The 12,529-nt window shown below is 59.0% G+C and carries 13 protein-coding genes; all 13 read left to right on the forward strand.

What is annotated here, in order from left to right; all coding sequences use genetic code 11:
* Positions 1-74: 74 nt before the first annotated feature.
* Complete coding sequence (locus tag VHE12_02150) at positions 75-638, forward strand: hypothetical protein (GenBank protein HVZ79586.1); 564 nt, start codon at positions 75-77, stop codon at positions 636-638.
* Between the two features lie 34 nt (positions 639-672).
* Entirely contained in the window at positions 673-1,458 is a 786-nt protein-coding gene (locus tag VHE12_02155) for a class I SAM-dependent methyltransferase (GenBank protein ID HVZ79587.1), read from the forward strand.
* 95 nt (positions 1,459-1,553) lie between these two features.
* Complete coding sequence (locus VHE12_02160) at positions 1,554-1,721, forward strand: Trm112 family protein (GenBank protein ID HVZ79588.1); 168 nt, start codon at positions 1,554-1,556, stop codon at positions 1,719-1,721.
* Between the two features lie 44 nt (positions 1,722-1,765).
* On the forward strand, positions 1,766-2,917 hold the full coding sequence (locus VHE12_02165) for a glycosyltransferase family 1 protein (GenBank protein ID HVZ79589.1): 1,152 nt from the start codon (positions 1,766-1,768) through the stop codon (positions 2,915-2,917).
* Positions 2,914-4,626 carry a hypothetical protein gene (locus VHE12_02170; GenBank protein ID HVZ79590.1) on the forward strand — a complete coding sequence of 571 codons (1,713 nt, stop codon included), beginning with the start codon at positions 2,914-2,916 and terminating at the stop codon, positions 4,624-4,626. Before VHE12_02165 ends, VHE12_02170 begins: the two co-directional genes overlap by 4 nt.
* Positions 4,623-5,852, forward strand: a complete 1,230-nt coding sequence (locus VHE12_02175) for a glycosyltransferase (GenBank protein HVZ79591.1) — start codon at positions 4,623-4,625, stop codon at positions 5,850-5,852. Before VHE12_02170 ends, VHE12_02175 begins: the two co-directional genes overlap by 4 nt.
* Positions 5,849-6,565 carry an SIMPL domain-containing protein gene (locus VHE12_02180; GenBank protein HVZ79592.1) on the forward strand — a complete coding sequence of 239 codons (717 nt, stop codon included), beginning with the start codon at positions 5,849-5,851 and terminating at the stop codon, positions 6,563-6,565. Before VHE12_02175 ends, VHE12_02180 begins: the two co-directional genes overlap by 4 nt.
* Positions 6,566-6,652: 87 nt before the next feature.
* Complete coding sequence (gene asnB, locus VHE12_02185; protein HVZ79593.1) at positions 6,653-8,563, forward strand: asparagine synthase (glutamine-hydrolyzing); 1,911 nt, start codon at positions 6,653-6,655, stop codon at positions 8,561-8,563.
* 16 nt (positions 8,564-8,579) lie between these two features.
* Complete coding sequence (locus VHE12_02190; protein HVZ79594.1) at positions 8,580-8,978, forward strand: carboxymuconolactone decarboxylase family protein; 399 nt, start codon at positions 8,580-8,582, stop codon at positions 8,976-8,978.
* Between the two features lie 61 nt (positions 8,979-9,039).
* Positions 9,040-9,705 carry an RNA pseudouridine synthase gene (locus VHE12_02195; protein ID HVZ79595.1) on the forward strand — a complete coding sequence of 222 codons (666 nt, stop codon included), beginning with the start codon at positions 9,040-9,042 and terminating at the stop codon, positions 9,703-9,705.
* Between the two features lie 208 nt (positions 9,706-9,913).
* Positions 9,914-10,471, forward strand: a complete 558-nt coding sequence (efp, locus tag VHE12_02200; GenBank protein HVZ79596.1) for an elongation factor P — start codon at positions 9,914-9,916, stop codon at positions 10,469-10,471.
* A gap of 40 nt (positions 10,472-10,511) precedes the next feature.
* Positions 10,512-11,060 carry an acetyl-CoA carboxylase biotin carboxyl carrier protein gene (accB, locus tag VHE12_02205; protein HVZ79597.1) on the forward strand — a complete coding sequence of 183 codons (549 nt, stop codon included), beginning with the start codon at positions 10,512-10,514 and terminating at the stop codon, positions 11,058-11,060.
* Positions 11,061-11,146: 86 nt separating this feature from the next.
* On the forward strand, positions 11,147-12,520 hold the full coding sequence (gene accC / locus VHE12_02210; GenBank protein ID HVZ79598.1) for an acetyl-CoA carboxylase biotin carboxylase subunit: 1,374 nt from the start codon (positions 11,147-11,149) through the stop codon (positions 12,518-12,520).
* Positions 12,521-12,529 lie beyond the last annotated feature (9 nt).

Genomic DNA, 12,529 nt, shown 5'->3' on the forward strand with positions numbered 1-12,529 from the left:
GATGGTTAAGTCTTCCGGACTATCCCATTCATCGCCTTCATCGGTGGCCAATCCATTCTTTCGGCGGTGATTTAGTGGGCAAGATCGCAATGATGTTCCTGAAGGGGATCGGACTGGGGCTTGGCATCGGCCTGTGCCTGGCGGGCGGGGTCGCCCTTTTGTTCCGGGGTCTTTATCCCGCGACTTCAGCCAAACCGTTGATCTATATCTTCGTGGTGGGGGTCCTGAACGGCGCTTTCGGGGGTTGGGTCTTCTCGCTCCAGATGGTCCTGGAGAGCCTCCTGGGTTCGCTCTTCCTCAAGGCGGCGGAGTTAGTGCCCCTGCCGGCCCGGGTGGTGGGGCGGGAATGGGCGCAAAAGATGGAGACCTTTTTTCGGGAGGTCGTCCGGCCCTTCCCGGGGTTCTTCCGCAAGTTCATCGAGTTCTTTCTGGTGGCCCGCTTCGAGAATATCGACCGCATCAACCGCGCCCTGGACAAGGCGGAGCGCAAAGGACATTCCCAAGGGGCCACCCATCAGTGGGCCCTGATGGTCATCCTGCATTACCTGCTGGAACCGCTCTGGGTCTTTTTCTACGCGGTCTATGCGATACTATTGCTCCTGAGCTGTGCCCTTTGGACCTTTCCGTTCTTTCGGTGAAGTGAGTCCCTGATCATCCTTCGGAAGGTATCCGTTGACCGAATCCAATTACCAAAAATGGAGATCCCTTCAATCCCATTGGGATGACGACGACTTCCTCAAGTCCCTGACCGCCCTCATGAGGCTCCGCTACCGGCGCTTGGACGAGAAGGTCGAGGCCATCCTGGACAAGAATTTCCATGAGTCCGGGGCCATGACCGGCCGTCCGCTTTTGGTGGACCTGGGAGCCGGGCGGGGTGAATTCGCCGCATTCCTCCAAGCTCGTGGGCGTGCCAGGGTCTGGAATTACCTGGGGGTGGAACCCTCCGGGGAGCAGTTGAAACAAAGGGATATCGAGACTTTCGGGATAGGCTTCATCCGGGGCATGGCCGAACAGGTGCCCCTGCCCGATATGACCGCCCAGGGTGTGCTGGTGAAGGAAGCCATCGATCATTGTTACGACCCGGCCAGGGTCTTTGCCGAGGCGAGGCGGCTTTTGAAGCCCGGCGGGGTCCTGGTGGTGACGGTGACCAACGACAAGTCCTACTTCAAAAGGCTCCTGCCTTTCGTGAACAAGGCCCACAAGGCCAAGCAGACCGACCATCTTTTCTTCTTCGGTCCCGCCGAACTGAGGGAGTTGGGCCGGAAGGCGGGGTTCGAAAGCGTGACCGTCGAGACCATCCATTTCCTTAAATTGCCCCGGTTTTTGGAGAGGCTATTGGGTCTTTTGGGCGAGCCATTCGGCCGTGCAGTCCTGGATATTACGGATATAATCGGGAACGGTCTTTTGCCCGGCATGGGCGGGGGGATCGTCCTGACCGCTAAGACGAGGCAGTTTTGAGTTTTTAATTCTTAATTTTTAATGGACGAAATTAAGCATTAAAAATTCAAAATTAAGAATTAGAAGAATCCAAAACCTCAAAGGAAAGTGAAATTATGATCTCGAGCGAGCTACTCAATATCTTGATCTGCCCGGCCTGCGGTTCGGCGGTACGGGAGAAGGACAATGCGATCGAATGCACGGCCTGCCACAACCGCTACCCTGTCGAGAACGGCATTCCCGTGATGCTCGTTGACCATGCCGAAAAGACAAGAAAGAAATAGTCCACCGCCAAGACGCCAAGACGCCAAGAAAGGCTATTGAGGTCATGGCAAAACCCCCCGGCAAGAGAACCGTCTCCCAACGACCTCTCTACATCGGGATCGACGCCCGGTTGGCCTACAAGCGGGGCGTCGGCACCTATACGGCCAATCTGATCCTGGGCCTCTCCCGCGTCGACAAGGTCAATCGTTACGCGCTTTTCAACGCGCCCAAGGCCCTCCGGGACCGGCTTTCCAACCCCCGATTCCGTGGGGTCGAAGTGCCCATTTCGAATCCCGCTTATTACGAACAGGTCCTTTTGCCCAGGGCGGCCGAACGGATGGGGCTCGACCTGCTCCATTACACGGACAATTCGGGTACGACCTTTGGCGATCTCCCCTATGTGCTGACCCTGCATGACACCTTCCACTTGAGGCCCTTGCGGGAAGTGCGGCCCCACGCGGGACCCTGGTACCGCCTGGTCTATCTCTATAAACGTTGGGCCAATCCCCGCTCGGCGGAAAAGGCCCGGGCCATCCTGACGGTCTCCGAGTACTCCAAGAAATGCATCGTCGAACAGATGGGCGTCGCTCCAGGAAAGATCACCGTGACCCTGGAAGGCGTGGACCGGAGCCTTTTCCCCCGGCGGCCCCGCAAGCCCTCGAAGCTCTTCAAGATCCTGGTGCATGGCGCGGCGGATGAGCGAAAGAACATCCCGAACATCCTCAAATGCGCCAAGTGGTTGAAGGACGAGGGGTTTTCCTTCCAGATGGTCATCGTGGGGATGGACCAGGCCGAACTGCGGTCCACGAACTACCTGGAGGAGGCCATCCAGTTGGGTGTGGGCGACCGGCTGGAATGGGCGGGCCAGGTCCCATCCTGGGTCTTGGCCGCCACCTACGCCGAAGTGGACCTGTTCCTTTTCCCCTCCTTGCTGGAAGGTTTCGGCTTGCCGGTGTTAGAGGCTTTTTCGAGCGGGGTTCCGGTGGTGACCTCCAATGGTTCGGCCCTGCCCGAGGTGGCGGGGGACGCGGCGCTGACCGTGGACCCGAGGGACCCGGTGGCCATGGCCAAAGCGGTGGAGAGGGCCATGAAGAGCCCGGCTCTTCGAAGGTCGCTCATCCGGAAGGGCCTCAAGCGGGCCGCGTTGTTCAATTGGGACCGCACCGCCCGGGAGACCCTGAAGGTCTATGAGAAGGTGAAAGGTTCCGCCCTTTGAACTTCGCGATCCTTCCCGACAGTCATACGAACTTTTCTTTGTCCTTCCAGTTCCTCTGGGTCTTGCCCTTCGTTGGGTCGCTCCTTTTGTTCCTGGAATGGGCGCTGGCGAAGAAGCTCCTGCCGAAGAAGGTCGGACCCTTCTGGAAGCCGATCCTCCTGACCCATTTGCCCTGGCTTGGGTTGCTGGCGGCGCCTTGGGTGTTGTCCTTGCACTTGCCCGCCCCGCACGACTTCCCGGAAAGGAAACTGGAGGTCCTTTTCGGCGTCCTTTGGCTCACCCACCTGTTCCTTTTCGCGCGGTTGCTGTTGGCGGGTTCCTATAAGACCGGCCCCAAGGATTCCACCTTGTTCGGATCCGTCGGCCTGTTCCTTTTCCTGGGCGCGACCTTATGGACGGCCTCCGTTTGCGACCTGAGCGGCGACGAACCTCATTACCTTTTGATGGCCTATAGCCTGGCCCATGACGGGGACCTGGACCTGGCGAACAACTACGCCAACCACGACTACGAAAAGTTCTATCACCGGGGAGTTTTGGAGCCCCAAGGGTTGGAGCATGTGATCGAGGGACGGCGTTATAGTCATCATCCTTTGGGGCCGGCCTTGCTGGTCCTGCCGGGTTTCGTCCTGGCGGGACGATTGGGGGCGGCCCTGACCATGGCCCTTCTAGCGGCCCTGGCCCTTTTTCTTTCCCTCCGGGTCCTGGAGGAATCGGGGGCCAAGGGTTGGCCGGTCCACGCGACGGGCATCATCGGTCTTTTCTCGAGCCCGCTCCTTTTGTTCTCGGGACTGGTGTTCCCGGAGATCCCCACGGCGGTCTTGGTAGCCTTGGGAATGCTCCTTTTCCTCAAAAAACGTTGGAACTGGCTGGGTTTGACGCTGGGCCTGATGCTTTGGATGCACAACCGTAACGCGCTGATCCTGATCCCATTTGGGTTGGTGACGCTCTGGGAGATCTTGAAAGAAAAGGATTCACCGCGAAGACGCGAAGACGCGAAGAAAAACAAAATCCCTAAAACCAAATTTCGGGACATTTTGAATCTGGCGGTGGGATTCGCCATACCCGTGGCTTTGTTGTCCCTCTACTTCCGCGTCCTCTACGGGGTTTGGACGCCCTTGGGCGCGCATAACGAACCCTTCACTTCGCTCTTCCGGTTGGACCACTTCTGGAACGGTTTTTTCGGGCTTTTGCTCGACCAAGAGTGCGGGCTCTGGTTCCACTTCCCGGCCTTCGGTTTGGCGGTGACGGGTGGCGCCTTGCTGTGGATGGGGAAAAAGCCCTTGGGGCGTTTGGTGGTGGCGACGAGCCTCTTCTTCTACCTTTTCATGTCCTTCTACGAAAATCTGGGGCTGACCCCCGCCGCCCGTTACTGGGTGGGACTCACCCCCATGCTCCTGGTGATGATCCATCCGGCGGTGGAGGACCTGAAGAACGATGGATGGGGAAAGCGGCTGGCGTTGCTTTCGGTGGCCGTTGGGGTCCTGGTGGATTGGCTTTTGGCCGCCGTGCCCTGGATGCGGTATAACAAGCTGGAAGGCGAGAACATGATCCTCAAGATCGCCGGGGGCTTCCTCCATCTTCCCTTGGCCTCCTGGGAACCGGCCTTCCAAGCCCCGGTGGTGGCTTGGCAAAGCTACGTCGTCGGCGCTTTTTGGGTGCTCGTGTCGGTCGGGTTCACGGCCTGGGTCGCGAAAAGGAAGACCCATTGAACATCCTTGTCCTGACCCCCCTCGTCCCCTATCCGCCCCACGATGGGGACAAGCTCCGCCTTTACCATTTCCTCCGCTACCTCAAAAGCCGCGGCCACAAGATCGATCTCTTCTGCCTGACCCGGGTCGAGGAGGACTTGGCCCACCTCGGGAAGTTGGAACCGCTCTGCCGCCAGGCCACGGCCCTGCCCATCCATGACCTGGACTTCTTCTTCAACCTCTTGGGCGGGGCCTTGATCGGCCAGTCCCTGAACGTGTCGGCCTATTTCTCCCCGGACCTGCGGGAGATCCTCAAGGGCTACTGGGAGACCCCGGACGGCCGGTCCATCAATGTGGTCCTGGCCCATCGCCTTCGCATGGCGCCCGCGGCTTTCGAGGGGAACCCCGGCGTTCCCGTCGTGATGGAACTGACCGACAGCCTGGCGGGCTATTCCGGCCAACTACGGAACATCCCGAATGCCCGGTTCTCCCGGCGGATGGCGGCCAAGTGGGACCATTGGTTCCTCCAGAGGGAGGAGGTCGAATGGTCCGACAAGGCGGCCCGGACGGTCGTCATCAGCAGGACCGACGCGCAGGTCCTCCTGGAGAACGGCGTGCCCGCCGGCAAGGTCGTCGTCATTCCCAATGGGGTGGATCCCCAAAAGCCGGCGGGATCGAAGAAGGACCGGATCTATCCCTCGGATAAGGCCGTCAGCTTCGTCGGGAACATGGGCTACGCCCCCAACGAGGATGGAGCCCTTTGGTTCCTGAAGAGGGTCTGGCCCAAGGTCAAACGAGAGGTCCCGGATGCGGTCTTCGCCGCGGTGGGGGGGAGCCCCCGGAGGAGATTGGCCCGATATCACAATGGCCGGGACCTTTTGGTCACCGGATGGGTGCCTTTCGTGGAACCTTATGTGTCCCAGGCGTGTCTGACCCTGGCGCCCTTACGGGTCGCCTCGGGGATGCAGAACAAGGTCGCTTTATCGCTCGCGATGGGGGTTCCGGTCGTGGCCACGCCCCAAGCGGTGGGCTGGCTACCGGCCAAGGACCGCAGCGGGGTTATAGTAGGTGGGACCGAAGGGGAACTGGCCGCCCAGGTGGTCAAGGTCCTCAGATCCCCCCGCCGTTACCAGACCGAAGCGAAAAAGGGCAGGCGCTTCATCCTCAAGAATTACCGATGGAAGGCTTCGGGCGCCCTTTTGGAAAAAGTGCTGAAAGAGGCCGCGAGGAAAGGTGGCAAGGCATGAGAACGATCAAGAATAGGAACTGGATGGTGTTGAGTTTTTTCGTCCTGGCGGTGAGCGGGGCTTGGGCCCAGGACATTTCCAAACAACGCACGGTGCGGGTGCAGGGAGAAGGGAAGATCACGGCGGTGCCCGACCAGGCGGAGATCGTCTTCGGGGTGGTCGAGGACAGCGCCCAACTCAAGGACGCGTCGGCCAAGGCCCGCAAGAAGATGCAGGCCATCTTCGCCGCCATCAAGTCCTTCGGCATTTCCGAGAAGGACTTCCAGACCATCGATTACAACATCCAGCCCAAGTACAAATACGACAAGAACGGCAACCAGGCCCAACGGGTGGGTTATACCGTGACCAACCGCATCAAGGTCCTGGTCAAGGACCTGGACCAGGTGGGGCAGGTGCTGGAGGCGGTGACCGAGAAAGAGGTGGGCCAGGTCGAAGGGCCCAGCTTCGGTTTTTCGGACCCTTCCAAATTGGGACTGGAGGCCCTCAAGGCCGCCATGGCGGACGCCCATACCAAGGCCCAGACCCTCGCCCGCTCGGCCGACGCCGAACTGGACAAGGTCTTTTCCATCAACCAAGTCTCGTCCTATATCCCCACTCCGCGCCCCATGATGGCCATGCGGGCGAACGTCGCGATGGAGTCGAACGCGCCCCCCATCGCCCAAGGACAAAGCGAAGTGAACGCCCAGGTGGAAGTGGTCTATCTGCTGAAATAAAATTTTGAATGTTGAGTTCTTGATTTTGAATGATGGTCCATTTCCACGAAGTGGAAATTCCTCGAATTCATAATTCAACGTTAAGAATTGAAAATTGGGGTGTTCTGCATGTGCGGCATCGCCGGTTTCAACCAATTCAAGCCGGGCCTGCCGCTGAAGATGCGGCACCTGGAAGCCATGACCGAGGCCCTCAAACACCGGGGCCCGGACGATCACGGCTATTACCAGAAGGGTCCGGTGGGCCTGGGCATGACCCGCCTTTCCATCGTGGACGTAGAGGGTGGCGCCCAGCCCATGTCCAACCACCGCAACAACATCTGGGTCGTCTGCAACGGCGAGATCTACAACCATAAGGAATTGCGGGAGCCCCTTCTCGAGAAGGGACACCATTTCTCCAGCCATTCGGACGTGGAGGTCCTCGTCCACGCTTACGCCGAATACGGCGAGAAGTTCGTGGAGAAACTGCGGGGCATGTTCGCCTTCGCCTTGTGGGACGAGACCTACCAAAAGCTCGTCCTGGGCCGGGACCACCTGGGGGTCAAACCCCTCTATTACACGGTGGCCGACGGCAACCTGGTCTTCGCCTCCGAGATCAAGTCGCTCCTGACGCTCGACACGGTGCCGAGGACCGTCGATTCGAAACAGATCCTCACCCTCATGACCCTGCAATATGTGCCGACCCCCGACACCCTTTTCAAAGGCATCCGTAAGCTCCCGGCGGGCCACACGCTGGTCTGCCAGGGCGGGCGTATGGCGGTGAAGCCCTTTTGGACCCTGCCGAAGGTCACCACCCACAGCAAGGAAAAGGTCAGCGCCTCGGAGGAGAAGAGCCTGGTCGAGGAACTGCGCATCCGGTTCTCCGAGAGCGTCAAGGAACAGCTGATGGCGGACGTGCCCCTGGGGGCCTTCCTTTCGGGCGGGGTGGACTCCTCCTACGTGGTGGCGACCATGGTCCAGTTGGGCCAGAAACCCATCCGTACCTACGCGGTGGGTTTCGAGAACCAACGTGATTTCAACGAATTGCGTTTCGCCCAGAGGGTGGCCAACCACTTCAAGACCCAGCACCGGGAGATCATGGTCAACGCCCAGATGCTGAACGACCTCATTCCCAAGTTGATGAAATACCAGGACGATCCGGTCATCGATCCGGCCATCCTGCCCACTTTCGTGGTATCCCTTTTCGCCCGGCAGGAAGTGAAAGGCGTGCTGACGGGGGAGGGGGCGGACGAGCTTTTTGGAGGCTACCGCCGCTATTCCTACGACCAGCTTTCGGGCAAGGTGAGCCTGGCGCCTGGCTGGCTCAAGGCCTTGGTGCCCTTCGTGACGGGAAGGATGAAGGACCCGTACAAACAGGCCTGGCAGGCCTTGAACAAAGAGGACCTGGTGAAGCGCCATATCGCCTGGTCGAGGCTTTGCCTGGAGGAGACCCTGCAGGGGCTGGCCGGGGACAAGCTTTTGTACGAGATGGAACATTCCAAGGTCGAGGAATCACTGGAGCGAATCTTCGAGGGCGCCGAGCCCTATGGCTTCGACAACCTGAACCTGATGCTCTATATGGACCTGAAGACCTGGCTACCGGACGATCTCTTGACCAAGGTGGACCGCATGAGCATGGCGGCTTCCTTGGAGGCCCGGGTGCCCTACCTGGACCACCGTTTGGTGGAATTCGCCTTTTCGTTGCCTTCGAGCTTAAAACTCAAGGGAAGCACGGGGAAATACATCCTCAAGAAGGCTGCGGCCAAGAATCTGCCGAAAGAGATCATCAACCGCCGCAAGATGGGTTTCGGCGTGCCCCTGGGCCCCTGGTTCCGGAAAGAATTAAGGCCTCTGTTGGTGGATATTCTCCATTCCGAGAAATTTCAGAAGCGAGGCTATTTCAATATCGCCCGCACCGAGGAACTGTTGCAGGAGCATCTGTCCGGCAAGAAGGATCATCACCTGCTTTTGTATGGGTTGTTGACGGTGGAGTTGTGGCATAGAAGGTTCATCGACGAATAAAAACCGGGGATAGGCAATGTCCAAAGAGCGATTTGAAAAAGGGTTCAAAAAATTCGAAGAGATCCATGGCCCGGTCGCTAAGGCGACCTTGGAGAGCGTGAAGGACATCGCCCCGGACCTAGGGAGGTTCGTGACCGAGTTCGCCTTCGGGGATATCTATACCCGCCCAGGGTTGGACTTGAAGACTCGCCAACTGTTGACCATTGCCTCCTTGACCACTTTGGGATCGGCTCCGCTCCAACTGAAGTCCCATATCAAAGGGGCCTTGCGAGTGGGATGTACCCGGGAAGAGATCGTGGAGACGCTCCTGCAGATGTCGGTCTATGCGGGGTTCCCTAAGGCCATGAACGCGATCTATAACGCGAAGGAAGTGTTCAAAGAGCTGGACCGGAAGAAAAAGAAGTCCAAGGGATGATTTATTTAGACTGGGGTTGCTTCGTCATAAACGTCCGCCTATTCGGCGGCCATTCATCGCAATGACAGCTATTAAAAAGACCCTGCGCGTCATTTTTGAGGATCCCCACCTCATCGTGGTCGATAAGCCCGTTGGGCAATTGGTCATTCCCGGGCGGGGAGAGGAGCAAGGAACCCTCCTAGTCGATGAGGTCTCCAGCCATATCCGAAAAAAGGCCTATGTGGTCCACCGGATCGACCGGGAGACCAGCGGCCTCGTCGCTTTCGCCAAGGACGCCCCGACCCACCGGGCCTTGAACCTTCTTTGGGAAGGCCGGGAGGTGGGCAAGACCTATCTCGGCTGGGTGCAAGGGGTGCCTGACCCCCGGGAGGGTCGCATCGATTCTCCCCTGAAGACCTTCGGGTCGGGGAGGGTGGGGGTGGACCCCAAGGGTAAACCCAGTCAGACCATCTACCGTGTCCTGAAAGTGGATGAAAGCCCTGATAGCACAGGCTCCAGGGGGTCCGTCAGCCTTCTGGAACTGGACCTTTTGACCGGACGGCGGCACCAGATCCGGGTCCATCTCTTCCGCTTAGGTCATCCCCTTCTGGGGGACCCCCTCTATGGCGACCCATTGCCGGTTGGAGGCTATCCCCGCCTGATGCTTCATGCCTATCGGCTGACCCTGCCTTGGGAGAGCAAGACCCTTTCGGTCCAGGTGGACCCTCCTACCGACTTCCACCCTTAGTTGTTCAAAGGGTTTTAAAGTAAAATCTTGGGCCAAAAATAAGGCTTTTTCAGGCTTTCATACTCGACTGTTTGACGGCCTGGATAAGTTCCTGTAAAATGCCCCCTCTTTTGCCAAAAAAACCGCTAAAAATAAGGGTTTTTTTAGGTTTTTTGTGTAAAAAGTCAACAAAATAAGGGTTTTTCCTGATTCCTCTGGAGGCTTTTCGATGATCACTGTCATGGACCTGCGGGCCGGCAATATGGCCGAATTTGACAATATCCTCTACCGGGTCGTTTCTTTTCAGCACGTGAAGCCGGGCAAGGGCGGGGGGTTTGTCCGCTTGAAGCTTAAGAACGTCGAAATGGGCACCGTTACCGATAAGACCCTGGATAGCTGGGAATCGGTCAAGGAGCCGCCGGTCGAAGAGAAGGAAATGCAGTATCTCTATAAACAAGGCGATAAGTTCGTCTTCATGGATACCGAGACCTACGAGCAGTTAGAACTCACCGAGGATGAAGTGGGCGAGGGGCATCAATGGCTGAAGGACGAGATGGCCATCGAGGTCCTTTTTTACAAGGAGCGCCCCATCAGCGTGAAGCTGCCGATCACCGTCAACCTGAAGGTCGCATCTTCCGAACCGGGCATCAAGGGCGATCGCGTGTCGAACGCCACCAAGCCGGCGACCCTGGAGACCGGAGCGGAGATCCAGGTCCCCCTTTTCGTGAAAGAAGGGGACACGATCAAGGTCGATACCCGCACCGGCGAATACATCGAGCGCGTCTAACCCAACCTTTACCAGCCGTTCCTATCCGAAAGGAGCCGTCATGTCGAACGCCGCTGAAAAGAGCGAAGGATCCAAGCCCGAAAAGAAAAAGAAGGTCGAGACCCCGGCCGTGAAGAAGGTCAAGGTCAGCTCCAAACTCGCCCTCGTCCAGGACGTCATCGCCCTGATGGATGCTTCGGACCTCTCCGAGGTCCATTTCGAGCAGGGCGGGATGAAGGTCCACCTGCGCCGTGGGCCAGCCGCCGCTTACGCCGCTCCCATGATGCCCGCCATGCCGATGGTCGCCGCTGCGGCCGCCCCTGCTTCCGGCGCCCCGGCTCCGGCCGCTCCCGCCGCCAAGGCGGAATCCGGGAATACCCTGAACTCCCCCATGGTTGGCACCTTCTACCGGTCGCCGTCGCCTGACGCGAAGCCCTTCATCGAGGAAGGGGACTCCATCAAGGTGGGCCAGGTCTATTGCATCATCGAAGCCATGAAGCTCATGAACGAAGTGAAATCCGAGGTGGCCGGCAAGGTCACCAAGATCCTGGTGCAAAATGGCCAGGCCGTCGAGTTCAACCAGCCCCTGATCGTCGTCGAATCGAATTAAGACCAAAACCCGGCGCGGAGACACGGGGACGCGAAGTAAGGCCGCGCCTTGAAGAACATCAACAGACCAACAAAGGGAAACATCGAGTGTTCAAAAAGATCCTGATCGCCAACCGCGGGGAGATCGCCCTGCGCATCATCCGGGCCTGCAAGGAATTGGGCGTGAAGACCGTGGCGGTCTATTCCCAGGCCGACGCCGATTCGCTCCATGTGCACCTGGCCGACGAGAGCGTCTGCATCGGCAAGGCCTTCAGCAAGGAAAGCTACCTCAACATCCCGGCCCTCATCAGCGCCGCCGAGATCACCGACGCCGAGGCCATCCATCCCGGCTACGGCTTCCTCGCCGAGAACGCGCACTTCGCCGAGGTCTGTTCCAGCTGCCAGATCAAATTCATCGGCCCCAAGCCCGAGGTCATCCGTCTCATGGGCGACAAGGTGGCGGCCATCCGCACCGCCAAGGCGGCCGGTGCGCCGACCACACCGGGTTCCGACGGGCCGGTGAAGGACGAGAAGCAGGCCCTCGAGGTCGCCAAGCGGGTGAAATACCCGGTCATCATCAAGGCCTCCGCCGGCGGCGGCGGCAAGGGCATGCGGGTGGCCCACACCGACCTTTCCCTGACCCAGGCCTTCCAGACGGCCCGCACCGAGGCCGAGGCCGCTTTCGGCAACCCCGAGGTCTATATCGAGAAATACATCGAGGACCCGCGCCACATCGAGGTGCAGATCCTGGGCGACGAGTTCGGCCATGTGATGCACTTGGGCGAGCGGGATTGCACCATCCAACGGAACCACCAGAAGCTCATCGAAGAGGCGCCTTCCTCCGCCCTGACCGACAAAATGCGTAAAAAGCTGGGGAAATACGCCCTAAAGCTGGCCAAGGAGGTCAAATACACCTCCGCCGGGACCATCGAGTTCCTCATGGATAAGCACGGGGATTTCTACTTCATGGAAATGAACACCCGTGTCCAGGTCGAGCATCCGGTGACCGAGCTGACGACCGGGATCGATATCATCAAAGAACAGATCAAGATCGCGGCGGGCGAGCGCCTGTCCATCAAGAAGGACGTGCTGGAGCCCCGGGGACATGCCATTGAATGCCGCATCAACGCCGAGAACCCGGACGACGGCTTCCGCCCCTCGCCGGGCACCGTCACGACCTACCATGTGCCGGGTGGCCCCGGTGTGCGGGTGGATACGCACCTTTATCAGGGCTACAAGATCCCCCCCTATTACGATTCGATGCTCGCCAAGATCATCGTCCATGCCCCTACCCGGATCGAGGCCATCAAACGCATGCTCCGTGCCTTGGATGAGCTGGTGGTCGAGGGGGTGTACACCACCACCGACTTCCTGAAGGTGATCCTGGAGAGCGACGCCTTCAAGCGGGGACATTATTCGACACACTATGTGGAGCAGTTCATGAAGAACAAGAAGGACCGGGGCGGGGACAGCCAACACTGACCTGGGACC

The sequence above is a fragment of the bacterium genome (genome assembly GCA_035549195.1).
Taxonomy (GTDB): Bacteria; Oederibacteriota; Muellerivitia; order Muellerivitales; family Muellerivitaceae; genus DASZRK01.

Coding starts and splice junctions, on each gene's coding strand:
- VHE12_02160 (HVZ79588.1), top strand. CDS start 1,554: ATGATCTCGAGCGAGCTACTCAATATCTTGATCTGCCCGGCCTGCGGT.
- VHE12_02165 (HVZ79589.1), top strand. CDS start 1,766: ATGGCAAAACCCCCCGGCAAGAGAACCGTCTCCCAACGACCTCTCTAC.
- VHE12_02180 (HVZ79592.1), top strand. CDS start 5,849: ATGAGAACGATCAAGAATAGGAACTGGATGGTGTTGAGTTTTTTCGTC.
- VHE12_02190 (HVZ79594.1), top strand. CDS start 8,580: ATGTCCAAAGAGCGATTTGAAAAAGGGTTCAAAAAATTCGAAGAGATC.
- VHE12_02195 (HVZ79595.1), top strand. CDS start 9,040: ATGACAGCTATTAAAAAGACCCTGCGCGTCATTTTTGAGGATCCCCAC.
- efp (HVZ79596.1), top strand. CDS start 9,914: ATGATCACTGTCATGGACCTGCGGGCCGGCAATATGGCCGAATTTGAC.
- accB (HVZ79597.1), top strand. CDS start 10,512: ATGTCGAACGCCGCTGAAAAGAGCGAAGGATCCAAGCCCGAAAAGAAA.